At 47.5% G+C, this 23866-nt stretch carries 24 protein-coding genes; 16 read left to right on the forward strand and 8 right to left on the reverse strand.

Features of this window, described 5'->3' with window-relative positions:
• Positions 1–48: 48 nt before the first annotated feature.
• On the forward strand, positions 49–4011 hold the full coding sequence (locus AC566Q_RS01210) for a response regulator (RefSeq protein ID WP_499612830.1): 3963 nt from the start codon (positions 49–51) through the stop codon (positions 4009–4011).
• An 87-nt stretch (positions 4012–4098) separates the two neighbouring features.
• Positions 4099–4761: an SDR family oxidoreductase gene (locus AC566Q_RS01215; RefSeq protein ID WP_240621880.1), complete on the forward strand. Its 663-nt coding sequence runs from the start codon at positions 4099–4101 to the stop codon at positions 4759–4761.
• A 54-nt stretch (positions 4762–4815) separates the two neighbouring features.
• Here the strand turns inward: AC566Q_RS01215 and AC566Q_RS01220 are convergent, their stop codons facing one another.
• The 3 genes from AC566Q_RS01220 to AC566Q_RS01230 all read right to left on the reverse strand — a co-directional run bounded on the left by AC566Q_RS01220 (position 4816) and on the right by AC566Q_RS01230 (position 6939).
• Entirely contained in the window at positions 4816–5712 is an 897-nt protein-coding gene (locus AC566Q_RS01220) for a pepsin/retropepsin-like aspartic protease family protein (RefSeq protein ID WP_105934135.1), read from the reverse strand.
• 105 nt (positions 5713–5817) lie between these two features.
• The gene (locus AC566Q_RS01225) at positions 5818–6528 is read right to left on the reverse strand and encodes a substrate-binding periplasmic protein (RefSeq protein ID WP_105934136.1); all 711 of its coding nucleotides are present in this window, start codon (positions 6526–6528) and stop codon (positions 5818–5820) included.
• A 24-nt stretch (positions 6529–6552) separates the two neighbouring features.
• Positions 6553–6939, reverse strand: coding sequence for a hypothetical protein (locus AC566Q_RS01230; RefSeq protein ID WP_146129522.1), 387 nt, complete (start codon positions 6937–6939; stop codon positions 6553–6555).
• 247 nt (positions 6940–7186) lie between these two features.
• On the opposite strand from AC566Q_RS01230, the gene AC566Q_RS01235 reads away from it, so the two are divergent.
• From AC566Q_RS01235 to AC566Q_RS01250, 4 genes are all read left to right on the forward strand, one after another.
• The gene (locus AC566Q_RS01235; RefSeq protein ID WP_105934138.1) at positions 7187–7525 is read left to right on the forward strand and encodes a P-II family nitrogen regulator; all 339 of its coding nucleotides are present in this window, start codon (positions 7187–7189) and stop codon (positions 7523–7525) included.
• A gap of 33 nt (positions 7526–7558) precedes the next feature.
• Positions 7559–8842, forward strand: a complete 1284-nt coding sequence (locus AC566Q_RS01240) for an ammonium transporter (protein ID WP_105934139.1) — start codon at positions 7559–7561, stop codon at positions 8840–8842.
• A 286-nt stretch (positions 8843–9128) separates the two neighbouring features.
• Positions 9129–9884 carry a PEP-CTERM sorting domain-containing protein gene (locus AC566Q_RS01245; RefSeq protein ID WP_105934140.1) on the forward strand — a complete coding sequence of 252 codons (756 nt, stop codon included), beginning with the start codon at positions 9129–9131 and terminating at the stop codon, positions 9882–9884.
• Between the two features lie 140 nt (positions 9885–10024).
• Positions 10025–10780: a sugar-binding protein gene (locus AC566Q_RS01250; protein WP_499612834.1), complete on the forward strand. Its 756-nt coding sequence runs from the start codon at positions 10025–10027 to the stop codon at positions 10778–10780.
• A gap of 33 nt (positions 10781–10813) precedes the next feature.
• On the opposite strand, the gene AC566Q_RS01255 is transcribed toward AC566Q_RS01250, so the two are convergent.
• The 3 genes from AC566Q_RS01255 to AC566Q_RS01265 form a co-directional block, all read right to left on the reverse strand.
• Entirely contained in the window at positions 10814–12337 is a 1524-nt protein-coding gene (locus AC566Q_RS01255; RefSeq protein WP_499612836.1) for a GGDEF domain-containing protein, read from the reverse strand.
• A gap of 151 nt (positions 12338–12488) precedes the next feature.
• Entirely contained in the window at positions 12489–14708 is a 2220-nt protein-coding gene (locus AC566Q_RS01260) for a GspE/PulE family protein (protein WP_499612838.1), read from the reverse strand.
• A gap of 157 nt (positions 14709–14865) precedes the next feature.
• On the reverse strand, positions 14866–16617 hold the full coding sequence (locus tag AC566Q_RS01265) for a DUF4153 domain-containing protein (protein WP_499612839.1): 1752 nt from the start codon (positions 16615–16617) through the stop codon (positions 14866–14868).
• Positions 16618–16698: 81 nt separating this feature from the next.
• On the opposite strand from AC566Q_RS01265, the gene AC566Q_RS01270 reads away from it, so the two are divergent.
• From AC566Q_RS01270 to AC566Q_RS01280, 3 genes are all read left to right on the forward strand, one after another.
• Positions 16699–17175: an acyl-CoA thioesterase gene (locus AC566Q_RS01270; protein WP_499612841.1), complete on the forward strand. Its 477-nt coding sequence runs from the start codon at positions 16699–16701 to the stop codon at positions 17173–17175.
• 52 nt (positions 17176–17227) lie between these two features.
• Positions 17228–19120: a diguanylate cyclase gene (locus tag AC566Q_RS01275; protein WP_499612843.1), complete on the forward strand. Its 1893-nt coding sequence runs from the start codon at positions 17228–17230 to the stop codon at positions 19118–19120.
• Positions 19121–19317: 197 nt separating this feature from the next.
• Positions 19318–19461: a hypothetical protein gene (locus AC566Q_RS01280; RefSeq protein ID WP_499612844.1), complete on the forward strand. Its 144-nt coding sequence runs from the start codon at positions 19318–19320 to the stop codon at positions 19459–19461.
• Here the strand turns inward: AC566Q_RS01280 and AC566Q_RS01285 are convergent.
• Entirely contained in the window at positions 19446–19814 is a 369-nt protein-coding gene (locus AC566Q_RS01285; protein WP_499612846.1) for a hypothetical protein, read from the reverse strand. The genes AC566Q_RS01280 and AC566Q_RS01285 overlap by 16 nt on opposite strands.
• Positions 19815–19869: 55 nt before the next feature.
• The gene (locus AC566Q_RS01290; RefSeq protein WP_499612848.1) at positions 19870–20058 is read right to left on the reverse strand and encodes a hypothetical protein; all 189 of its coding nucleotides are present in this window, start codon (positions 20056–20058) and stop codon (positions 19870–19872) included.
• 445 nt (positions 20059–20503) lie between these two features.
• On the opposite strand from AC566Q_RS01290, the gene rpsJ reads away from it, so the two are divergent.
• Genes rpsJ through rplV form a run of 7 tightly spaced genes read left to right on the forward strand, consistent with a single transcriptional unit; the run spans position 20504 to position 23866 of the window.
• On the forward strand, positions 20504–20815 hold the full coding sequence (rpsJ, locus tag AC566Q_RS01295) for a 30S ribosomal protein S10 (RefSeq protein ID WP_010179497.1): 312 nt from the start codon (positions 20504–20506) through the stop codon (positions 20813–20815).
• 18 nt (positions 20816–20833) lie between these two features.
• Positions 20834–21472, forward strand: coding sequence for a 50S ribosomal protein L3 (gene rplC, locus AC566Q_RS01300; protein ID WP_499612851.1), 639 nt, complete (start codon positions 20834–20836; stop codon positions 21470–21472).
• An 18-nt stretch (positions 21473–21490) separates the two neighbouring features.
• Positions 21491–22096 carry a 50S ribosomal protein L4 gene (gene rplD, locus AC566Q_RS01305; RefSeq protein ID WP_499612853.1) on the forward strand — a complete coding sequence of 202 codons (606 nt, stop codon included), beginning with the start codon at positions 21491–21493 and terminating at the stop codon, positions 22094–22096.
• Complete coding sequence (rplW, locus tag AC566Q_RS01310) at positions 22093–22392, forward strand: 50S ribosomal protein L23 (protein ID WP_105935536.1); 300 nt, start codon at positions 22093–22095, stop codon at positions 22390–22392. The genes rplD and rplW overlap by 4 nt, the downstream gene beginning before the upstream one ends.
• Before the next feature lie 14 nt (positions 22393–22406).
• Positions 22407–23231, forward strand: coding sequence for a 50S ribosomal protein L2 (gene rplB / locus AC566Q_RS01315; protein ID WP_499612854.1), 825 nt, complete (start codon positions 22407–22409; stop codon positions 23229–23231).
• Between the two features lie 15 nt (positions 23232–23246).
• Positions 23247–23522 (forward strand): 30S ribosomal protein S19, encoded by a 276-nt coding sequence (rpsS, locus tag AC566Q_RS01320; protein ID WP_499612856.1) that lies wholly within the window; start codon positions 23247–23249, stop codon positions 23520–23522.
• 11 nt (positions 23523–23533) lie between these two features.
• On the forward strand, positions 23534–23866 hold the full coding sequence (rplV, locus tag AC566Q_RS01325) for a 50S ribosomal protein L22 (RefSeq protein WP_105935538.1): 333 nt from the start codon (positions 23534–23536) through the stop codon (positions 23864–23866).

The raw sequence follows: 23866 nt of genomic DNA on the forward strand, positions 1-23866 counted from the left end.
GTTGATAAGGAGATACCAATTTAAGAAAAGGACTTCGGAGATACGCAGATGAAAAAGACAAGGATGTTGACATTTAGGACAGTATTATTTGCTGTCTTTATTTGGTTATTGACCGTAGAGAATGCGTTTGGAGTAGAACCGTCCTGGACGGGGAAACGCAAACTAAACGGTGAAGCAACAGGTATTATACGGGACATTAAAGAGCACAATGGAGCAGTATTTATTGGTGCAGAGAATGGCCTGTTCCGCATTGTCGGTAATTCAACAGAACAATTTACTCATTCCAATAGTCCGTTAGGTAAAGGGTATATTGCGGATCTACACATTGCCGGGAATAAGCTGTTTATTTCTGAATTCGGTAACGGCGTGTTTACCTATTCCTTGTCCGAAGGCACCTTTTCACAACTTGCTATCCCTGAGCCTCTGGCTGTAAAAGCATGGGCAACCCACTCTTATAAAAACTCAGTTGTAGTTAGTACATTGACTGGCATTGTGCTGCTGCCATCTTCTGGTAATTCTCAGATCATTAAAGATAAGTTCGAAGATGGTTCGAACATGAGAAGTATCTATTCGCTTACTGTTTACAATGATCTGGTTACTGCATCTGAAGCAAACCATGTCATTTTTATGGATGAGCAATTACGGGAAATTACGCTTCTTAAAAGAGATATTTACTTCCCGGGGCTGGAAAAGATTACTTATGTCAGGGCTATTGGCGAGTATCTCTATGTGGGTGGTGTTGGTGGTATTTATCGGTATCGGGATAACGTTAGTGATTTTTATCCAGTTTCTGTTCCAGAAAATCAGCTTAAGGATGTTGAAAGTATTATCGAGGATAGCGAAGGTACGCTTTGGGTCGCGGCCGGAGGGTTATTTACGCTTGATAAAAGCGATGGTGTGTTACGTGAATTAGCTTTCGGCAAGCCTCGTTTTAGTTTTGATCAAATAAGAGCAGTGCAAGCTATCCATCAATTAGAAAGTAAACAGTTTCTGGTTGCCTCCACTCAGTTGGGGATATTAGCTCTAGACCTTAATCTCCCCGCAGTTAATTACCTGCACGAATCATCATTTCCTTTTCGGAATGACATTTACTCAGTCGTACCTTTGAGTTCAAACCAATATATAGCCAGAAGCAAAGACAAGTGGTTTCGATTGAACGCCGAGACGGGTAAGTTAGACCGATTCACTAACAATGAATTTGAACAAGTCCCGATTCCAATAGGTAACAAAGTGATAGCGCCTGACGCTGCGTGCAATGCATTCGAATTTGGGGATGCTGAGCTGATTAAAACTCAGAAAATACGTGACGCATCAGGCTTTTGCTCTTATTTGAAAGCAGAACACTTCAATAAGGAAGAATTACAATACATTTATTATCAGGCTCCCACGCACGCAGGGTTCGTGAAGTTAGAAAATAACGAACTATCACACCACGTTAATGCACCAAAAGATCTCAGGTTTCTAGAGAGCACCAGTGACTTGCCTGCAATCATACTGGATAAAAAAAATGTGCTTTATTTCATGGTTGAACAGGGAGTTTGGGTTCGACATGAATTGGAGGAACTGAAAGGAGTGTTTGTATATTGCATGTACGCAGATTCAACCAGCATTTATTTTTGTACATCCGGCAAGGGGTTGAAACGATTCGACATAGTTGCGAAGCGCTTTATTGAGGAGCCAGTAAGTGCAGCTATCCCGAGGTTTATAAGGGCAGGTTTTTTGGATGCTAATGGCAACCACTGGCTGGCGACTAATAAAGGTTTCGTCTTTTTAAGTGGAAACTATCTATTTCAATTTGATAGTAGTGATGGAGTTGTTGATACTGACTTTAATTACCGGGGCATTTTGCCGCTTAACGAGAAAAAATTTATTCTGGTGGGCGATCAACTGTCTTACGTAATCGATGCAGACATGGTCGCTCAATACGTTGAAAAACGCAGACGGCATGTCGCACAAGCAGCAGTAGTAAAATTAGAGTTCTCGCCTGATATTACCCGAACAGCGCCTCCGGCCTCACAATTTACTTTGGAACTAGCCTCTGCCCCCGATGAAATGATTTTTGAATTTGCCTCGGCAGACTATGTTTACCCGCATTTGCACAAGCTTGAATACCGTCTTAAAGGGTTTCATGAAGACTGGCAGGAGTTGCCGGCTAATATGGGTACAGTGGCTTACTCAGGCCTGAGATTTGGCGCTTTCGATTTCCAGGTTCGGGTTGTGGATAGTAAAAGTCAGGCAGTACAGCCCATTAGTCGTTATCCTTTCAATATTGCCCGGCCCTGGTGGTTATCCTGGCAGGCATACTTACTGTATCTGGCGGTTTTAGCAATGACCATCTGGCTTGTAGTAGTACTGATAAAACGGCATATGGCCGAAAAAAGCCGGGTCTTGGCGGCGGTTATTGAGCAGAAGCAGTCGGCGTTACTGGAGAGCAACCGTTCAATTACCGAATTATTAAACAAAAAAGAAAAAATCTTCAGTAATCTTGCCAATGAAATAAAGACACCGGTAATGCAAATCTTAAATCCGCTCACAGAATTACGGGCAAAGCCATTAACAGCGGATATCCGGGGGAAGCTCGATCTGGTTTACGATAACGCGGGCCGCCTCAGAGTACTCACCGACCAACTTGCGGCGGTGGAGCGGATTGAACATATTAGCGGGCAGGTGCTGCAGCGATACAATATCGGCAATACATTAGCCTTCCTGGTTGAAACCTGGCGTCCGGAAGCCTTAAAAAAACAACTTATACTCAGCTGTGATTGTGAATTTAGAGCGCCAGTGTTGCTAATTCAGGACTCGCTTGAAGCGTTACTCAACCATTTACTGATTAATGCAGTTTCTTATACTCAGCCTGGCGGACAAGTGCGCATTAAAGCAATACACCAGGCTGACAAGCTAGTGGTGTGCATTAAAGACAACGGCCCGGGAATGGACAAACCGCACCTGGAATTTGTTACATCCCGGTTTGCCAAGGGCTCCAATTATAATGGCAACACTAAGACTGGCATTGGCCTGAACCTCGCGAACGCACTGGCGCTGGCCAATGACGGCTGGTTAGAATTAAAAAGTGAACCGGGTATGGGTACAGAGGTTTCGGTGCATTTGCCTTTTAACCCTGCGCTGACAGTGGAAAATAGGGAAGCTCTTACCGTTGATGATGAAACACAGCGGCAGGTAGCAGAACAATCGGCTCTGTATAGGGAAAGCAATTTACCGGTAGTTCTCGTGATCGAACGTAGTCATGAGGCCTGCGAATATATCATTAATTTACTGGGCGAAAGCTTTAATTGTTACTCAACCCAAAGCGGTACGCAGGCGCTGGAAATCATCCCCGTTTTGCAGCCTGATGTGATAGTCACTGAGTTAAACATTACCGATATTTCCGGTGTGATCTTTACTGAAAAGCTCAGGGAGAAGGATGTATTTGCAGATGTACCGGTAATGATACTCACTGCCGACAGTGATTACTCCTCAAAACTCAGTAGTTTTAAGGCGTCAGTCAATGACTACCTGGTTAAGCCGGTAGAACGTGAAGAACTGATATCAAGAATTGAAAGTAATCTCACCTACTCTCGGCTTGCCCATCGTCATAACGTTAGCCGTAACGTTAACGACAACACAGAAAATTCACCTGCTTACGTAAAGGCTATCTTGCCCCGATGTGATAATGAGAAAGACCGCAAATTTATTGTTAAGTTCTTGGATATAATAGAGAGTAATTATCAGGATGAGCGGTTCAACCGTAGTCGTGCATCGGAGCTTCTGGCAATGAGCGACAGGCAGCTCAATCGCACTCTTTCGAAATTACTACCAGATAACTTTACGATGTTTTTGAAAAAGTACCGGCTGGAGAAAAGCATGCCGATGTTGGAACAAGGTTTACAGATAACCCAGATAGCGTTTGAAGTTGGGTTTGGTTCCGGCGCCTACTACAGCCGCTGTTTCAAGCAGGTTTACAAAGTGCTGCCAAGCGAATATGAATTTTCTCAGCCAGTTGAAACCGAGTAATCTGCCAAAGCTTTGCACTTTTAAAAGTCAATTAGTCTCCCCATGTCGTATTAACTCAAAATGGAAAAAAAAGTTTGGAGACTTATTTTGGCTACTATTCTTATTACCGGTGCGAACCGTGGGATTGGTCTGGCGCTTGTGCAGGCGTATCTGAAACGTGGCGACAGTGTTATCGGGGTTTGCCGTAATTCATCTGAAGCGCTTCAGCGAAGTGGCGCAGAGGTAATTGAACAGGTGGATGTCAGCCAACAGGACGGCCTGGATAAATTGCAGAACCAGCTTGGCGGCAGGACCATCGATGTGCTTATCAATAACGCGGGCATAATGCGTAAAAATAGTCTGGATGATTTGAATTTTGAGCAGATTAGAGAGCAATTTGAGGTAAACGCTATCGGCCCGCTACGGGTTGTTGCCACCTTAAAGGCGAATTTGCAAAAAGGTAGTAAAGTTGGTCTTGTTACCAGCCGGATGGGCTCAATTGCTGATAACGACTCAGGCGGTAGTTATGGTTACCGGATGTCAAAAACGGCGCTCAATGCGGCTGGTAAGTCGCTGGCTGTTGATCTCAATAAGCAAGGGGTTGCAGTGGCCCTATTGCATCCGGGTTGGGTAAATACCGAGATGGTAAACTTTAACGGGCTTATCGAACCTGAAGAGGCGGCAGCCGGATTGCTGGCGCGTATGGACGAATTAAACGTCGAGAATTCCGGTGGATTCTGGCACAGCAATGGCAGTCAGCTTCCCTGGTAATCCGTACTAAGTATTAACGTGTCATAACGCCGGGCTTGCCCGGCGTTATGCTGATTACTTTTCGGGTGGCAGTGATACGTGGATCTTGCCGGTTTTATAATCCATGGTAAGCAGGAAATACTGGAATAAGCCATAGCCGATAATGCCGACGATGCGTTTACCTTTAATGCGGCTGCGGGTTTCAGAAAACTGGCTTTTCAGGTTGGTGGTTTCGCCCGGTGCCGGGAAGCTTACTTTCACATCGGCAATTTCGAACGGGCCAAACCTTACGGTATCTGCATTGGCAACATCCTGAATACCGGTACTGTTAACCCCTCTGGATGACTCTGAGCCATCAACTTTGTCGAGTAAGCCCGCTCGGGATGCGTAGCGCCGTTCCATAAAAATGCCGCTGGAGCTACCGGTATCAACCAGAAACCAGAAGTTCTCGCCATTTATGCCTATCTCAGCGATGGGCATGCCATTGCCGCGATTGTCCATGGATCTCACATTGGACGCTTCATTCATATCCACGCTGTCGCGGGTGAGTAAGCGTATTTTCTTTTCAGGGTAATTGATTTGGATAATGAATGGATTGAAAAATCCAGCGCCCAGTAACATGCCGCTGGAATGGTGGCCCAGATTAAACTCGACCACCTTGTCCAGCTCAAATTCAGAGCCGAACAGTCCTACCTTAACATTGTTGTAAGTGGTTCGATCTTCGGTGTCGTGAACGCCCTGAATACGCATTTTGGCGCCGGTCGATAAATCCAGGTTGTTTTTACCAATGAAGGCCTTATTGATAGCGTGAACCTGAGCGCCGGAGTCTAGTAGTACATGAGTGTCGATACCTTCAACGGTAATCGGTAAATAAACGTGGCCATTGTGCAGCGTAAAATCGACCCATTCTGAGACAGCGGCAAGAGCGCGCAGGGGGGCAAGAAGCAAGATCAGCAAGTAGGCATACTTCATTGAATTTCCTTATTTTATTAATTAATCCTTTATCAACAAACAAAAACATACACCACAAGATGATGGGAAGTCGAGGGATCTTTGAGCTGTAAACTGGCGACAGGCTTAATGCGTGTCAGCGTAATAATTGCGCCGGATGGATTGAAAGGCACCACTGGCGATGCCGTTGGCAATAATCGCTTCTAACTCGGCCTTGTGTGCGTAAAGCCACGAGTGGTTATTGATGGCAATATACTGCTGATAAACCTCAGGTGGCTGGTAATCGGCTTGCGTTATGTTGTTGGTGTAGCCGAGCTCCTTAAGGCGCAATGCGGTGCTTTGCGTCACATGTAAAAAACCATCTATGCGGCCTTTTAACAGCATCTCGATTTTTTGCTCCAGCGAACGAGCCGGCACTATATGCGCTGCGGGTATTGCGCTTAATATGGCATCACTGTTGGCGTGTCGGGTGAGGCTGAGTAAATGCTTGCGCATATCATCAGCTTCAGTAAACAGAGTCTCATTGCCTGCGAGTACAAAGAGTCCGATGCTCAGATTATCGTAGGCGGGCCTGAGCAGAATGGTATGGCTACCAATGGGGGCAGTGCCAGACACTCCAACCATCATATCGATACTGCCATCATCCAGCTCTATCAGTCGCCGGGCATAGGGCATGTGGGTGATGACCGCCTCCACATTAAGCTGCTCGCTGATATACTTAATAAAATGAGCGTGGAGGCCGTTGGGAAAATTACCGGAGACTGCCGATTTAAGTTGGTTTGCTGCATGAGTATTCCCGGATAACAGCAGTAGCAATAACAACCAGCGATACCACATAACTATCCGCCGCCTCCAGAACGCTTATTTACAGAGCGGTTTGCCCCACCACTCGCCGTCTTCCACGTATTTAACCACCAGGCCGTCATGAATCAGCAGAGCGTGTGTATTAAACCCGGTGTCTTTTCCCACCATGTTGCGGTAATTGAGCGTGGCACAAACAAGATAGCCGTAGTACACGTTATCCAGTTCATTGCCCAACCAGTAACGTTTGGGCTTTTCTATTTTGCCGTACTCAACAGAATTCGGGTGAGTGAGGTGATAGCCATAGTAAGTTTTTATGATATTTTCGTAATCATCGGGGTAGGCGCCGTAGTCAGCATCACTGATTTCCTGTTCCGAGGGGAGTGACGTACATCCGGCTAATACACCAGCAGAAATAACAGCTAACGCAGCAAGCAATTTTTTCATATACATTCATCTCCTTTTTGTTTTCAGACCAGAGTTTCAGAGTGCAAAGGATACCATATCCTTACTTTATCTTGTTACGGCAATTAGATAATGAAACCTGCCTGCGCGCTATATATTGCGACGAAACTGTGATTGTGCAAGTCCGGTAACGCTACTTTTGACTAATAAGGTTTTGTTAAAAAAAGTGGTAAAAATACTACCGTTCAGAGAAAATAAAATTCACCTTCTCTGTAAGAAGCCCGGAATAATGAAAAAAATCACTGCGATTATAAAACCATTTCGCATCGAAGAAGTACGTCAGGCCCTGGCTGACGTAGGAATAAACGGCTTAACAGTTAGTGAAGTAAAAGGATTTGGACGACAAAAGGGCCACAGCGAGTTGTACCGTGGTGCCGAGTATCAAATTGACTATGTACCCAAAACACAGATGGAGCTGGTGGTTGCCGACGAAAACGTAGAACGCGTTTGTGAAGCGATTATTCAGAGTGCCAGGACCGGCAAGGTAGGCGACGGAAAATTATTTATAACAGATGTCGAAAAGGTTATCCGAATAAGAACATCAGAAACAAACTCCGACGCAATTTAATACAACACATTTGAGAATCAACAGGACACACTTATGCGAAACTGGCTTATCGGCCTGGCGTTAATGCCGGGCTTTGCATTGGCTGAATCCGGTGCAGATACCGGCGACACCGCCTGGATCTTAACCGCTACGGCGCTTGTTTTATTTATGACCCTGCCGGGTCTGTCGTTTTTCTACGGCGGCCTGGTGCGCAGCAAAAACGTACTTTCGGTATTAATGCAATGTTTTGCAATTGCCTGTGGCGCGTCTTTGATTTGGCTGATAGCGGGATATAGCCTGGCATTTGGAGAAGGTAACGCTTTTATCGGCGACTTCTCAAACATGTTTTTAGCCAATACGGATAAGTCCTCATTATCCGGTACACTCCCTGAGCCGCTGTTTTTCATGTTTCAGATGACATTTGCCATCATCACCCCTGCACTAATGGTGGGCGGGTTTGCTGAGCGTATGAAATTCTCTTCTGTACTAGTGTTTTCTCTGGCCTGGCTGGTGCTGGTATATCTGCCAGTGTGTCACTGGGTGTGGGGCGGCGGCTGGCTGGCGCAAATTGGCTTGCTGGACTTTGCTGGCGGTACAGTAGTGCACATTACGGCGGGCGTAGGCGCTTTGGTGGCAGCGATGTACATCAAAAACCGCCACGGCTACGGCAGCGCCTCAATGATCCCACACAACCTGACCATGACGGTAGGCGGCGCGGGAATGCTATGGGTTGGCTGGTTTGGCTTCAATGGCGGCAGCGCCGTGGCGGCTAATGGAGATGCGGCTATGGCAATGTTGGTAACTCACGTGTCAGCTGCGGCAGGCTCACTGGCGTGGATGACCATCGAGTGGGTGAAATACGGTAAACCTTCGGTGTTGGGTATCGTTACCGGCATGGTCGCAGGACTAGGAACCATCACGCCGGCTTCGGGCTATGTGGGTCCGGCAGCGGCTCTGGTTATTGGTCTTACTGCTGGTTGCGTCTGTTTTTACTTCACCAACCTAATCAAGCAGAAGTGGAAAATTGATGATTCGCTTGACGTGTTCCCGGTTCACGGCATCGGCGGTATCCTGGGTACTTTCCTGGCCGGTATCTTCTGCTCTCCCGATCTGGGCATTTTCAGCGGCTACGGATTCGGAGGCGATAATACCTCCATCGGCGAGCAACTGGGCGTACAGATGGTCGGTATTTTTGCCACGTTTGTCTATACCGCAGTGGTAAGCCTGGTGCTGCTTAAGCTGGTAGACATGCTCACTAAAGGTATTCGGGTTTCTGCAGAGCATGAGCAGCAGGGGCTGGATATCAGCAGCCATGAAGAGCGCGGATACAACCTCTGAGCCACTAACAGGGCTGCTGATGCAGCCCTGTTACCTTCGTTACATTGCACTAAAGTATAATGTCGCTTTTTTTTACAAATCAACAGTTCGTAGAATTATTCAAAAAGTCTTCAAATCAAAAAATTGTCAGTTATTCAAGTAATTAATCATAAATCTAGCGATCTGGCCCCTTCTTTGCTAGATATGCGGTAGGTATGCTTAATTTTTAATCATACTTAATATACTGCAAATAAAAACGTAGAGAATGCGCGGTACTACGGGCGTTTATTGAAGAAGGACTTTTTACATGAAAGCGAAGAAACTGTTTGCTGGCGGTCTCGCCGGCGTATTGTTGGCATCTGCGTCTGCTGCCAACGCAACCATTCTAACCGTATTCGATGGCATTACTGACGGCGTTGCCGATTTTGACAGCACCGTAACGGGCGCTGGCGGTACTGTTGGCGTTGACATCTGGGATACGATCTTGTCAGGAGCTTCGATCGACCGTGGTGACTATGTTATTACGCAAAACGATGGCGGCTCTGCATCCGGCACAACCTATGGTTCATTAACGGGTACTGCAATTGGTATCAATCCGGCGGGTGGTGGTTCACTTCCTCGTACGAATCCGATGGACTATTTTGGTAGCGGCATTACCTTCACCTTCGATAGCGCAGTAAACGCTGTTGGATTTGAAGTAGGCGACTGGGCGACCTGTTGTACCGATCCTACAACTGATCTCTATATCTCATTTGACGGTGGCTCGCCAATTTTAGTGGCTTCGGCATCCACAAATGCTGAAGGGCTTTTCCCGTCGCAGGATAACCCGGCAAGTGATGTATTTGAAATATTTGTAGCGGCGTTTGACGATAGTGATGAATTTACTCAGGTGTCGTTCTGGGGCAACGGTATCGGTGAGTATCTGGTTGCTGGTGGTCAGGTGCGTTATGCACTGCTAGATCAAGACAGCCTTCCGCCAACTACTCCGGCTTCAGCGCCTGCCTCGCTGTTACTGATTATCGGTGGTTCCCTGCTTGCGGCTCGTCGCCGTCGCTCTGCATAATAATCACGAACTCGTTCGTACCTAAAAGGCCTGCTCATGCAGGTCTTTTTTATGCCTGCAAAGCATTAAGTAGTGCCGTCGTTGTAAATTTGTTGTTAAACTACGTGCTTTTATTACAACGAAAATACAGGCGACTTATCATGATAAAACTTAATAAGATCCTGCTGGCCGGATGGTTAAGTATGGTTGCAGCGGGCCAGGTTTTTGCAGCACCGGCTGAAGTGGCTAAAGCCAGTTCGCCAGTCGTTATCGACGGTAAAGCCGACGAAGCAGCCTGGGATAACGCAAAGTGGCACCCTCTTAAGCACCTCATGGTGGGTACGATGCCGATTCCGGCAGATTTTAGTGGCCGATTTAAGATGCTTTGGGACGAAGACCAGCTGTATTTGCAGGTAGAAATCATCGACGATGTATTGATCGACTCTCACCCCAATCCGCTGCTGACCTACTGGGATGATGATTGTCTGGAAATCTTCATTGATGCCGACGCATCAGGCGGCAATCATTTAAAATCCTATAACGCTTTTGCCTATCATATTGCGTTAGATGGCAATGTGGTGGATATCGGCCCTACGAGCAATGGCGGTCAGGAATTTGTCTTGCTTAATGAGCATGCCACCAGTCGCTGGACCCGTGAAGACACGCCACCCTATCAAATTACCTGGGAAGTTAGCTTCAGAGTCTATCCGGACACTTTCCACCACAATAAACCGGTGCCACCGCTGAGTCTTTCAGCTGAACAGGTGTTGGGTTTTATGCTGGCCTATTGCGACAATGACGGCAGTGAAGAGCGCGAGCATTTTGTTGGTTCTCACGAAGTGGAACCGGTAAACGGCGATCGTAACCTTGGTTATATCGACGCTTCCGTGTTCGGTAAAATCAAACTGTTAGACTAACCTTCAGATAATATCAGCTTAACTGGCTACCGGCTAACCTGCGGCATGCTTTTGTTCGTACATCAGCATGTCGGCAGCGTGAAGCAATAACGACAGGTCATTGTGCGGAGTATCAATGATTTGCGCACCGACGCTTGCCGATAGCGGGATATGCTGCTCATCAATTTTGATTATCAGATCCTCCAGACGCTGAGCGATACGTTGTTTAACCCTTTCGGCAACATTGCGACTGTGACAGTGGCTCATCACCACAAACTCGTCGCCGCCGAGCCGGCCAACGATATCCTGAGCCCGCGACTGACTGTTGAGAATTTTGGCCAGAATGACTAAGGTCTGATCACCCACCCGGTGGCCGTAGGTGTCGTTGATCTGTTTAAAATCATCTAAATCGATAAACAGCAGTAACAACACACCCCCCTCTTTACTATGGGTCGTCATCATTGTTTGCGCCGACTCTTCCCAACCCCGGCGATTTAATACCGGACACAGCGGATCGCTTGAGGCTGCAAGATATGCCTGCATCTTATCTGACTGCAGGCGCTTTACACGCTCCGAGGCGGCGATAGCTAATAACAAGGCCTCCACGGTAACCGCTACAATTAACGCATACCGGTGCAGAAACACGTTAACATCAGGCAAATACACCCTGAATATCATGGCAGCCAGCAGCACCAGCAAGGCGATAAGCACCCAACCGGCACCATGTACTTTACGTAAAAAAGCGTAGGCTGTAGCCAGCGTGACAGCAACCATACCAATCAGGGTAACCAGCCCCATTAACTGGTTGGCAATGGCGTGTAAAGGTGCGATGGGCAGTACGGCTATAAAACCCAGTCCCAGCACTATAATGCCGCTGTAAAGAATCATCTGGTACTCCCACCGCTTGAGGATAAGGCGCAGATCGAGCAATAAAGTGATGAAGCGCAGGGCAGTGTAAACGGTTGCCCCGGCAAAAATGGCTTTGAGCTGGTGGCTGTGTAACCAGTGCACCGCCGGGAACAATATGCGCAGAATTCCTTCCTGTAGCACAAAGAAAAAGCCGGCACTCAGAATATACCCGCTGTACGCGTAAAACCCGGCATTGCGCAGGCTTCGACCAAGTATTCCCACATAAATACACAGCGCAATACAAAACCCGCCAAAGGCGCTGATGGTTAAAATGTGCAGGTTGTTATCGCTTTGAAAGGTGCTGAGATCGCGAAGCGACATGCTGACTTTGCTGATATGGTCAGACTCGGCAGTCAGGGTAAACTGGTATACGCCTTCGGGTAGCAGGTAGGCTGCTCTGGCACTCGCCAACGGCGTAATAATAACATCCTGAGCAGTATACACTGACGGCTTTTGCAGTGCGTCTAAAGGGAAGCTTAGTACCCTGGCATCCGCCAGGCGGCATTTAAACTGGATGTCATTAAACCCAAGGCTGATATCCAGCGGTTGCTGTATAGATTGGGCTTGTGGAGCAATAATCTGACAGTCGGCGTAACCTGGCGATGAAAACAACATCATCAGCAGCACACCGATAAAAACAAATTTATAACGCCCTATACCTTGCTTCACAGTTCAACAACCTGATACCAAAAAGTTCGACTATTCATCCATTTAATGCCATGGGCATTACACTGTTGATTACTTTACGCGCACTCTTGCTCGCTGTGAATGAAAAAAAGGTTATGAGGGTATTTATTTCGATTAATATCGGGAGGCGCGATTAGTCGCCTCCAACAATTTGTACCTGAGCGAGGTCTGTATCGCCTTTTATTACTTTGTAGATAGCATCCTGGATAAGGGTTCGCATACCATCCTGCATGGCCTGGGCTTTCATTTCGGCAACCGATGCTTCTTTATAAACCAGCGAGCGCAGCGCAGGGGTCATGCCCAGCAGTTCATGTACACCAGTCCGGCCGCGATAGCCGGTATCCCCGCAGTCGTCACAGCCCTTGGCGCGATAGATTTCAAGATTATCGGGCAGGTTGAGTTCGTTGATATACTCTTCGCCGTACTGGCGTCTGATAAAGGCCATATCAGTATCTGACACCGGGTGCTTTTCCTTACAACTGCTGCATAAGGTTCTGATTAAGCGCTGCGCGAGTATGCCCACACAGGCGTCAGAAAAGTTAACCGGGTCGAGGCCTAAATCGAGTAAACGGGTAATGGTTTCCGGCGCAGAGTTGGTGTGCAGGGTGGATAAAACCAGGTGACCTGTTAATGAGGCTTCAATACCAGCATGCGCGGTTTCTTTATCCCGCATCTCACCAATCAGGATAATATCCGGATCGGCCCGCAAAAATGCCCTGAGTGCATTAGCAAAGGTGAAGCCGATTTTCGGGCTCACCTGCACCTGCTGCAAGCCTGGCTGGGTGATTTCAACCGGATCTTCGGCAGTCCAGATTTTCTTTTCCGGTGTGTTAAGGTAGCCGAGGATAGCGTGCAGAGTAGTGGTTTTACCGGAACCGGTAGGTCCCACAACCAGTAAGATACCGTGAGGCTTTTTGATCATTTCCTCAAGCCGGGTCATGTTACCTGGTGCAACATTCATTTTACCCATGGGCATCGCACCGCCTGATGCCAGGATCCGCATCACCACGCCTTCGCCGGCAACGGTTGGAATGGTGGCAACCCGCACTTCCACTAACTGTCCGCTCATTCTGAATGCCAGTTTGCCATCCTGAGGTACGCGTTTTTCGGCGATGTTCAGGTTAGACATAATTTTAATCCGCGCAATCACGGCACTGTGGTGTGAAGCCGGTACCTGGTTGATATCACGGCAGACTCCGTCGATTCGCATACGTACCCTGGTTGGGCCGCTCTTTTCCGGGTCGATATGAATATCCGAGGCATTGAGTCGCTTTGCGTCGTGCAGGATACGGCTTACCAGCCGAACCACCGCAGGCGCGTCGTCAGAAAGCTCATCAACCCCTTCCTCAGACTCCTCGGCTGACGTACCGATTTCATCGAGGATCTCACTCATTTCGCCGGGGGCACCGCCACCTGCTGAATCACCGAGGTATTGCAGAATATGGTTAGGCAGGCCTACTGCAATGTCGTAGCTGTCGATACCCAGCGCACTTTCAATTTCCATTAGCAACGACGCATTATTCGGCTCAGCCATCAGCACAATGGGTTTATCATGTGCATCGGCAATCACGGCTACAAAATTACGCTTCAGATAAGACGTATTAAGGCGACTTTCACTTTGATAGGAGTGGTATTTCTCCGGGTCAAAACCGATGTATGGCACTTGGTAGTGAATTGACAAAGAGGTGCCGAGCTTGCCTTCATTAATGCGGTATTCCGACATTAACCGCTGTACCGTCTGACGAATATCGCTGCTGGTTTCCTGCAATTCCGCGAGTGCTTTCTCACTGAGCAGGTTTTCGTGTAGTAGCAGATCAAAGGGGTTTTGCGTGCCACCAAGCTCAAACCGAAATTTGGTGCCCAGAATATCGTTGAGCTGTTGCGCTAGCTCCATATCACGGTTGGTGAACGGCCCGTTGTTTTTGTTGATAATCTGGAAAACGCCCATGATAACGCCGGCGTTCAGAATAGGTACACACAGAATATTACGGGTTCTGAAGTCGCTGCTTTTATCAAACCGGTCGGCAAAGCGCAGACGCGGATGAATGGCGGCAAGTTCTTCCTGATCATAAGGGTCTGAGATAATTAAGGGGCGTTGTGACAAGGCAACATAACCGGCAATCGACAAAGGGCTGATTGGCACCTTGATTTCCATTGTTTCTTTACCGGTTTTAAACCGGGCAACCAAATCCTGGTGCTGGCGACGCCGCTGAAAGATACTCATGCGTTGGGCGTCAAATAAACCGAGTATAAGGGGTTCTAGCTCTTTATAGGCATCTAACAACGTCGGCTTTTTCTCAAGCACTGTGTTGATTTTATCGAACACCAACTGGTTTTCATTTATCTCTGACATATTCTACTACAAATTAGTAAGCTGTTACTCACAGGGCAGGAAACATATCCGGCTGTGACGAAGTATAGTATTACTATATATCACCTTATACCCTCTGACCTAATGCAGCAATACTGCTAAAGGTGCAGGTAGTAAAAGTCGGTGCATGTCGGGCAGTTTACTGGCCCTGCTCAGGTGATGATTTGAGTTGTTCTTTCAGCGTCACGTTAAAGTGAAAATCACCGATTTGCATTATGCGGTACTGCGGTTCTCTATATTTGACCTCCAGTGTCTGGAGGTGCTCGCGTAGAGTCATCGTTTTATCTTTGCCGGTCGGGCCCAAATCTTCAATATCTATCGGATACCAATTACTGTTTCTGCGCATATACAGGGTGGCATCTACCAGGTAGTCAGTTTCCAGCATTAGCAGGTAGTCGGTTTGGTTATCGCCATCAGGGTCGACCGCCAGCAGGTAAAGTTGTTCAGCCTGGCGCAACAGGTAGTTACTTTTGGTCAGGCTGTCGTAAATGACATCGGCGAGATCCGGTGGCATGTCGCAGTCGTTGAGACATTCGATACTGTTTACCACCAACAGTTTGTCCTGCTCAGGTTCTTGAGCATCTTCCTGATAGGCTCGGGAAAGCCTTAGCGCCAGTGTCGGGTGACTGTCGCCATAGGTTTGCTTTAGTTGCTCTATGGCCAGGTAGCCAGGCAAAGCAAGCTGATTGGCAAAATACGGTATATCTATGTTCTGCAGTTTGGTTTGTCCGGATTCGATACGAGCTAACTGATTGTCAGCCGTTAATCTTCGTAAGTCTGCAAACGGGCTGTTTACCAATATCATCACCAGCACCAGTAGCCAGCCCATCGCAACATTAATGCGACCGAGACCGCCAATCCAGTCATCTCTATAGCGCACTATACAAGTTACATAGCCAACGGAAAAAAGCGCCAGGAACATCCATACTATCATCCCCCAGTAACGACTTACTGACCAGCCATACTGCTCCACCCTTAGAGACAGGCCATAAAATACCAGCCCGCTGTAAACCGGTAACAAGAGTATGCCGAGATAAATAAACCGGTGTACAAAAGGTGAGTAAGGGCGTTCACTCGCATCGCCCTGATATACGCTGTTCAGCGCAAATAGCAGACAGGCCTGCATCCACAGAATGAGATAACTGCCCGGGCCTTCTTCCCATAGCGGCGACAGCCCGGTAAAGGGTAGGGCGAGCAGAAAAATCAAAGAGACAAACATCAGCAGTACCAGAAGGTATTTCAACAGAGCCTGCTGCAACTGTTTAATGGTGTCGACGATAATACTAAGTCGGCGGATAAGCACTACGCCCAGAGCCAGAGCAAGATTAAGCGTCGGGTAATAAAACCATTTTTGCTCAAACAGTTCGTCAAAGAAATCGATATTGATAACCGAGAACAGTGCGGCCCACAGCATCAGAACACCCCAGGTAACCAGGGTAAACGCCAGAGCCAGACCCAGAGTGAGCAGGTTGCGCCACGAATAGTGGAACAACTGCGGATACACGAAGGGTTCAGCAGCCGTTTTCACCTGCACATACATCAGCGCTTTAAAGGTCAGTAAAGCCAGAGTAAATGTCATGGGGGCGAGCAGAGTGTCCAGGCGTGATGGAGAAGAAGGTATTGCCTGGCCTCCGGTGTAAAAGGCAAGCAGCGCACAAAGTCCGGCAAAAGGGACTATGTAGGTAACCAGCCTGACCTTATTGGATTCGTTAACCCCCAGCAGATACATGCCAGGCCCAATAATGACCAGGGCGTAAGCGGCAAACAGCCACTGCGGGGCCGTGGCCGGCCAGAACGCAAAGTCGATGGACTGATGTAATAGCAATAGAGCGAGCCCCTGAAGCAGGGCAGTAAGTAGCATCAGCCGGGTGGGATAGCGCTGTTCTTCCATAAATAAAATCGCCTGATTGTTTTACCAATTAAACTACAGTAGTTTTATGAATTGGTGAAAATTAAATAAAGAGAATAGCTGATGCCCGGTACAGAACGTTTATTAACGCTGCGCTTTCTGGCAGAGCCTGCGGACGTCAACTTCGGTGGTAAAGTGCACGGTGGTGCGGTAATGAAGTGGATCGACTTAAGTGCCTATGGGTGTGCAGCCGGTTGGAGTGGGAAATACTGTATTACGGCTTACGTTGGCGGCATGCATTTTGTTAAGCCAATTCTGGTGGGTAATATAGTAGAAGTTGAAGCAAAGGTTATCTTTACAGGCACCAGCTCGATGCATATCCGCATTCTGGTGCGTGCGGGTGATCCGAAAAGCAGCGAAAGGGAATTATGTACTCATTGTATTGCTGTGATGGTGGCCATGGATGAAAACGGCAAGCCTTCATCTGTACCCGACTGGGTACCCCAAACCGAGCAGGATAAGCGTCAGCGTGACTCTGCGTTAAAACTGATGGCAATGCGTGAGCAAATACGTGATGAAATGACGACCTATCTGGACTAGCTTAACCGTTTACGGCAACAGAAACATATACCCGGCACTTCAGGAGTACGCAGTGAGATTAAAGGGATATATCGGCCTTGCGCTCGTGAGCAGCATGCTTTGGGGCTTTGCTGCCAGGAGCATGGCGATCGAACTTGGCAGAAATCAACAACAACTGCGCGAACGGATCAACCAGGACCCGGCAGCGGTTATTGAAACAATAAATGGTATTCTTGCTGATGGTCAGCTTTTTGCCAGGGACGAAGCGGAGTATCAACTGGTGTTGAGTGATGCTTATGCAGCGGCAATTCTGGGCAGTAAGGCTATTTCATCGGCGCAACGCTGCAGGGAGTTAGCACTTTCCCTGAAAGAACACGAATTGTTCCAGTGGTGTAACATAACACTTGCACAGGCTTATGATATGGCGTCTACGCCGGAGCCGGGCCTGGAATATGCGGCACAAGCAGTAAATTGGGCCAATGAGAATAACCGACCAGGACTGAAAGCACAGGCGCAAAGTGTTGAGGGTTTGCTGCAACTTACTGTGGGTGATTATTCGGCCGCTCTTGAGATACTCACTGACGTATACCTGCAAGCGACGCAAAACTCCCAGCTTGAAGACATGCCGTCTTCAGGTGTTGCAGCTTACAATCTGGCTCTTGTTTATGAATATCAGGGGCAGCCTGAGCTTGCTATTCCCTATTACAATGAAGCCGAGGAATTTTACCGCAGTACCAACAATCAGGTTGAGTTAGCTAATGCACTCTTTGGATTGGGACGAGCCTACTGGAACCTGCATAAGGCAGACAAGGCAGTAAACTATTACCGTAAAAGCATGGCTATTTCAGAAGCTTTGGGTGATGAGCAGGGAATGGCATATACCACGATGGATCTTGTGGGTGTGCAACTGGCTAAGCGCGAAGCACTTACCGCCGAAGACGCGAAAGATATCAGGAAAAACCTATTACAGGCGATACAGTCTTTCAAAAAGGCCGAAAACTATGTCATGCAGGTTAATGCAATGAGCAAGCTGGCGTTTACTTACCGTTTCAGACAGGAGTATAACGTTGCACTTGATGTGTTGGATGAGGCGCTTACCATAGCTGATGCTTACAAGCTGGATGCGGCGAAAATTCGATTGCTCGAGCTTAAGGCTTCTGTTCACTATCGATTAGAAGAGTATCAGCAAGCCTTCAAAACTGCGATACAGGAAAAGAAAGTATCTGCCGAGTATCGCAAGCGTACCAATGAAGAACAGTATCAGCAGTTACAGGCAGAGTTTGAAATTAATAAAAAAGCGTATGAAAACGAATTGCTGGTTGCGCAGAATGAACGCCAACAGGCAGAGCTTGCCGTAGCGACCAAGCAGCAAACAATAATCCTGCTCATCGGCCTGGTACTGGCTTTGGCTTTCATTGGGATTGCATTGCTCTACATTAGTATAAAGCGTCAACACAGGCTCACGCTAAAACTGGCTCAAACCGACGAACTAACTGGCTTATATAACCGGCGGCAATGCCTGGCGTTGCTCGAACGGGAGAAGCAACTTGCAGTTCGGCAATCTCAGTCTTTGAGCGTTGCTATTGCCGATCTGGATGACTTTAAACATATTAATGACACTCACGGGCACCAGGTGGGTGATGAAGTATTAAAGCACGTCGGAGAACAGGTAAAACGAAATTTCCGTAACACCGATATCATTGGCCGGATCGGCGGGGAAGAGTTCTTATTTGTTTTTCCGGCAGCAGCTTGCGAGGAAGTTGAGGTAGCCCTCAGGAAATTTATGGACGAATGCAAGGTGTTACCCGCAGCACTCTCTACCTATCCTGATATCAGGGTGACCTTTTCTATAGGACTGGTAGATGCCAAAGACCAGGAATCGGTGACCCATACTCTGGCACGGGCGGATAACCTGATGTACCAGGCCAAGGCAAATGGTAAAGACCAGGTTGTGATAACAAATTAATGCCGTGCTGGCAGAGAGTATCTTAGTGCTCAACCAGCCTGGCCACGAAGCCCTGTAATGAGCGCTAATGTAAGGCAGATTAATTTTATTCACTCAGCGCGACTTTATCTATTACCTATGAATGCCTCCAGTGTGCTGGCAATCCGAAAGGCAGCGAATGGGAACTTTGTACTCACGGTATTGCTGTAATGGTAGCCATGGATAAAAAAGATAAACCTTCATCCGTACCGAACTGGTTACCCCAAAGCGAGCAGGATAAGCGTCGGCGGGACTCGGTATTAAAGCTTATGGCAATGCGCGATCAGCTCCGGGAAGAAATGACGACCTATGTGGACAATTGAGCCAATTTATTAAGTTTGTATACAGTCGTTACACCGATAACGCCACCCAATACAATTGCTAAAATAACAATTAAATCAAAAGACTGCGCAGTATAAAATTGCTGCGCAGCGTAAATAAGTGAGCCAAGACAAGCAAAGGCTGAAAACTTAACCCGTTTCACGCTATCCCCGCGCAGAAGAAGAGGGATAAGTGATACTCCCAACGTATAAAAGAAACCTGGTGCGGCAGTGTAAAATATTGACAGCGCCGGTAACGTTGAGGAGTTTAAATGTTCAGGATGTTTTAACTGAGTGACTACAGCCAGAATAATACACACTACAATGGCTAATATTGTATACATGCGGATAGCCATAATGTCTCCTTGTAGAAAAAATGGATGCGCCAGGCAGATCTGGCGCAGAGAATATTTAGTTGTACATATTAGAGCGGGCATCATCATTCATTTGCCCGCCGGTCGAATCAACACCACTTTCCAGCGCACCAGAGTCAATGACTTCCTCCACAATCATTTGACCTACTACGCCAAGCAAGGTCCAACCAAGTGATCTTAAACCACCTTGCACTGCGACTAAGTCTGTTTCATTGAGTATTTGCATAATAATCTTCCTTAAAAAATAAAATTGGTAACTTTTGTTTCTGTTACCTGAAGCGTGTTCACATTAACTGTAATAGCTTGTTAGCGACGATGTAACTGACCCAAAGCGAAGAAACACTGATATCTAAGCGTGTGAAGGTGATTTACTGTCAGGTATCACGCTTATTTCCATATATTGATTGATTGATACTTGCACGTTTGGATTAAAGCTGTATAATTCGCGCCCACTTGCCCCGTACATATGTACCCAGGGCATGGTTTCAGCCGCAGCCACACTGCTTTTAGGGTGGTCGCCAAAGCAACGTCTTAAGGACGCAGCGGGAGTGTTAGAAACAAAGAACAAGATTCCAATTGGGAATCACTGGTTTATACGCACATCTTTTCGTCCCAAGAATAAAAGGGAGTGAGAAGATGATTTTTTTGTTCTTTCGATTGGAGCTTAATCGATGCCAAATCAAAGAATTCGTATTCGTTTAAAAGCGTTTGATCACAAGTTGATCGATCAGTCTACGGCTGAAATCGTTGAAACGGCGAAACGTACTGGTGCTCAGGTCAGCGGTCCAATTCCACTGCCTACTCGCAAAGAACGCTATACAGTTCTGATTTCTCCGCACGTTAATAAAGACGCGCGTGATCAATATGAAATCCGTACTCATAAGCGTTTGGTAGACATCATTGAACCAACTGACAAGACCGTTGACGCGCTGATGCGTCTGGACTTGGCTGCTGGTGTTGATGTTCAAATCAGCCTGGGCTAACAAGAGAGGGTAATAACAATGGCGATTGGTCTAGTCGGTCGTAAAGTGGGTATGACTCGCATCTTCACTGAAGATGGCACATCTATCCCTGTGACTGTTATTGAAGCGACCCCTAACCGTGTTACTCAGTTACGCACTGAAGAAACTGACGGTTATCGCGCACTGCAAGTTACTGCAGGTACCAAAAAAGCGAACCGCGTAAACAAAGCTGCAGCAGGTCAATTTGCTAAAGCTGGTGTTGAAGCTGGCCGTGGTCTTTGGGAATTCCGCCTGGAAGATAACGAAGGTGGCGACATCGAAGTAGGCAGTGAAATCACTGTTGAAATCTTCAACGACACCAAAAAAATTGACGTCACTGGTACGTCTAAAGGTAAAGGTTTTGCTGGCGCTATCAAGCGTTGGAACTTCAGTTCACAGCGTATGACTCACGGTAACTCTTTGTCACACCGTGCACCTGGTTCAATTGGTCAGAACCAATCACCAGGTAAAGTTTTCAAAGGTAAGAAAATGGCTGGTCAGCTTGGTAACAAGCAAGTGACTACTCAGTCTTTGGAAGTTGTACGCATTGACGTAGAAAACAGCCTGATCCTGGTTAAAGGTGCCGTACCTGGCGCAACTGGCAACGATGTAATCGTTAAGCCAGCTGTTAAAGCGTAACGTCTGGGAGTTGAACTGATGGAATTAACATTGAAAGACGCGCAAAGCGCTCTTGAAGTATCCGAAGCGACCTTTGGACGTGAATTCAACGAAGCCCTGGTACACCAGGTAGTCGTTGCTTACGGCAATGGTGCTCGTCAGGGTACTAAAGCACAAAAGACACGTTCTGAAGTACGTGGTGGTGGTAAGAAGCCATGGCGTCAAAAAGGTACTGGCCGTGCTCGTGCCGGTACAATCCGCAGCCCAATCTGGGTTGGTGGTGGCCGTGCATTTGCTGCCAAGCCTCGTAACTTTGATCAAAAAGTTAACAAGAAAATGTATCGTGGTGCGATTAAGAGCATCCTGTCTGAACTGGTTCGCCAAGACCGTCTGGTAGTGGTTGAAAAGTTCGGTGTTGATACACCTAAGACAAAAGCTCTGGTTGCTAAGCTGAACGAACTGGAATTAAACGATGTTCTTATCGTAACTCCAGAAGTTGAAGAAAACCTGTTCCTGGCCGCTCGTAACCTGTACAAGGTTGACGTACGCGACGCAGCAGGTATCGACCCGGTCAGCCTGATTGCATTTGAAAAAGTACTTATCACTGCTGATGCAGTGAAACAACTTGAGGAGGCGTTAGCATGAAAGAAGAACGTCTACTAAAAGTGCTTAAGGCACCACACGTTTCAGAAAAGTCTACCATGGCTGCTGAAGCGGGTAACACAGTTGTATTTAAAGTAGCTAAAGACGCGAACAAAGCAGAAATCAAAGCAGCAGTTGAGAAACTGTTCGAGGTTGAAGTGGATTCGGTTCGTACTGTTAACGTTAAGGGTAAAACCAAGCGTCACGGTATGTCTTTCGGTAAACGCAGCGACTGGAAAAAAGCGTATGTAGCGCTTAAAGAAGGTCAGGACATCGACTTTGTCGGTGGTGCTGAGTAAGAAGGGGATTAGAAATGCCATTAATGAAAGCTAAGCCAACTTCTCCCGGTCGTCGTCACGTAGTTCAGGTTGTTAACCCTGACCTGCATAAAGGTGCGCCTTATGCACCTTTGCTGGAAAAGAACAGCAAGTCTGGCGGCCGTAACAACAATGGTCGTATTACTACACGTCATATCGGTGGTGGTCACAAGCATCATTACCGTGTAATTGACTTTAAACGTAATAAGGACGGCATCCCAGCAAAAGTTGAGCGTTTAGAATATGATCCTAACCGTTCTGCAAACATTGCATTAGTACTGTATGCAGATGGTGAGCGTAATTACATCCTGGCTCCTAAGGGTATCCAGGCTGGTGACGCTATCCAATCTGGTTCAAATGCGCCTATCAAAGCGGGTAACGCTATGCCTATGCGCAACATGCCAGTGGGTACCGTTGTACACGCGATTGAAATGAAGCCTGGCAAGGGTGCACAAATTGCACGTTCTGCCGGTGGTAGTGCACAGATCCTGGCTCGCGACGGTAACTACGTTACTTTACGTCTGCGTTCAGGCGAAATGCGCAAAGTATTATCTGATTGCCGCGCCACCATTGGTGAAGTGGGCAACGCAGAGCACATGCTTCGTTCATTAGGTAAAGCTGGTGCAAGCCGCTGGCGTGGTGTTCGTCCAACCGTTCGTGGTGTTGTAATGAACCCGGTTGACCACCCACACGGTGGTGGTGAAGGTCGTACTTCTGGCGGTCGTCACCCAGTAACTCCTTGGGGTGTTCCTACTAAAGGTAAGAAAACCCGAAGCAACAAGCGTACCGATAAGCTTATCGTACGTCGTCGTAATAAATAATAGCGAGGATTCACCATGCCACGTTCTCTCAAGAAAGGTCCATTTATCGACCTTCACTTGCTGAAGAAGGTAGAGGCTGCAGTGGAAAAGAACGAACGTAAACCAATTAAAACCTGGTCTCGTCGTTCTATCATCATCCCAGATATGATTGGGTTGACCATTGCAGTCCATAACGGTCGCCAACATGTACCTGTCATCATTAGTGACGAAATGGTCGGCCACAAGTTGGGCGAATTTGCGCCAACGCGTACTTACCGCGGCCATGTCGCGGATAAGAAAGCTAAACGTTAAGGGGTAGGAAGATGGAAGCATTAGCTAAACACCGTTTTGCCCGCACGTCGGCTCAAAAAGCACGCTTGGTTGCGGATCAAGTTCGCGGTATGCACGTAGAAAAAGCGCTTGAGCTTTTAACGTACAGCCCTAAGAAAAGCGCTACGCTGATCAAGAAAGTTCTGGAATCAGCAATCGCTAACGCAGAGCATAACGAAGGTGCAGATATTGATGAACTGCGCGTCGCTAAGATCTTCGTTGACGAAGGCCCAACTATGAAACGTATCAAGCCACGTGCCAAAGGCCGTGCGGATCGTATCTTTAAGCGTAGCAGTCACATCACTGTGGTTGTAGCGGATAACTAG

It is taken from the genome of Alteromonas sp. H02, from assembly GCF_059682525.1.

What these genes read in the sequence shown, in the direction of transcription:
- AC566Q_RS01225 (WP_105934136.1), bottom strand. Translation starts at nt 6,528, where the DNA reads ATGTGGTATCGCTGGTTGTTATTGCTACTGCTGTTATCCGGGAATACT.
- AC566Q_RS01270 (WP_499612841.1), top strand. Translation starts at nt 16,699, where the DNA reads ATGCCCGGTACAGAACGTTTATTAACGCTGCGCTTTCTGGCAGAGCCT.
- AC566Q_RS01245 (WP_105934140.1), top strand. Translation starts at nt 9,129, where the DNA reads ATGAAAGCGAAGAAACTGTTTGCTGGCGGTCTCGCCGGCGTATTGTTG.
- AC566Q_RS01230 (WP_146129522.1), bottom strand. Translation starts at nt 6,939, where the DNA reads ATGAAAAAATTGCTTGCTGCGTTAGCTGTTATTTCTGCTGGTGTATTA.
- AC566Q_RS01265 (WP_499612839.1), bottom strand. Translation starts at nt 16,617, where the DNA reads ATGGAAGAACAGCGCTATCCCACCCGGCTGATGCTACTTACTGCCCTG.
- rpsJ (WP_010179497.1), top strand. Translation starts at nt 20,504, where the DNA reads ATGCCAAATCAAAGAATTCGTATTCGTTTAAAAGCGTTTGATCACAAG.
- AC566Q_RS01250 (WP_499612834.1), top strand. Translation starts at nt 10,025, where the DNA reads ATGATAAAACTTAATAAGATCCTGCTGGCCGGATGGTTAAGTATGGTT.
- AC566Q_RS01210 (WP_499612830.1), top strand. Translation starts at nt 49, where the DNA reads ATGAAAAAGACAAGGATGTTGACATTTAGGACAGTATTATTTGCTGTC.
- AC566Q_RS01290 (WP_499612848.1), bottom strand. Translation starts at nt 20,058, where the DNA reads ATGCAAATACTCAATGAAACAGACTTAGTCGCAGTGCAAGGTGGTTTA.
- AC566Q_RS01235 (WP_105934138.1), top strand. Translation starts at nt 7,187, where the DNA reads ATGAAAAAAATCACTGCGATTATAAAACCATTTCGCATCGAAGAAGTA.
- AC566Q_RS01240 (WP_105934139.1), top strand. Translation starts at nt 7,559, where the DNA reads ATGCGAAACTGGCTTATCGGCCTGGCGTTAATGCCGGGCTTTGCATTG.
- rplW (WP_105935536.1), top strand. Translation starts at nt 22,093, where the DNA reads ATGAAAGAAGAACGTCTACTAAAAGTGCTTAAGGCACCACACGTTTCA.
- rpsS (WP_499612856.1), top strand. Translation starts at nt 23,247, where the DNA reads ATGCCACGTTCTCTCAAGAAAGGTCCATTTATCGACCTTCACTTGCTG.
- rplC (WP_499612851.1), top strand. Translation starts at nt 20,834, where the DNA reads ATGGCGATTGGTCTAGTCGGTCGTAAAGTGGGTATGACTCGCATCTTC.
- AC566Q_RS01220 (WP_105934135.1), bottom strand. Translation starts at nt 5,712, where the DNA reads ATGAAGTATGCCTACTTGCTGATCTTGCTTCTTGCCCCCCTGCGCGCT.
- AC566Q_RS01260 (WP_499612838.1), bottom strand. Translation starts at nt 14,708, where the DNA reads ATGTCAGAGATAAATGAAAACCAGTTGGTGTTCGATAAAATCAACACA.
- AC566Q_RS01285 (WP_499612846.1), bottom strand. Translation starts at nt 19,814, where the DNA reads ATGGCTATCCGCATGTATACAATATTAGCCATTGTAGTGTGTATTATT.
- AC566Q_RS01280 (WP_499612844.1), top strand. Translation starts at nt 19,318, where the DNA reads ATGGATAAAAAAGATAAACCTTCATCCGTACCGAACTGGTTACCCCAA.
- rplB (WP_499612854.1), top strand. Translation starts at nt 22,407, where the DNA reads ATGCCATTAATGAAAGCTAAGCCAACTTCTCCCGGTCGTCGTCACGTA.
- rplD (WP_499612853.1), top strand. Translation starts at nt 21,491, where the DNA reads ATGGAATTAACATTGAAAGACGCGCAAAGCGCTCTTGAAGTATCCGAA.
- rplV (WP_105935538.1), top strand. Translation starts at nt 23,534, where the DNA reads ATGGAAGCATTAGCTAAACACCGTTTTGCCCGCACGTCGGCTCAAAAA.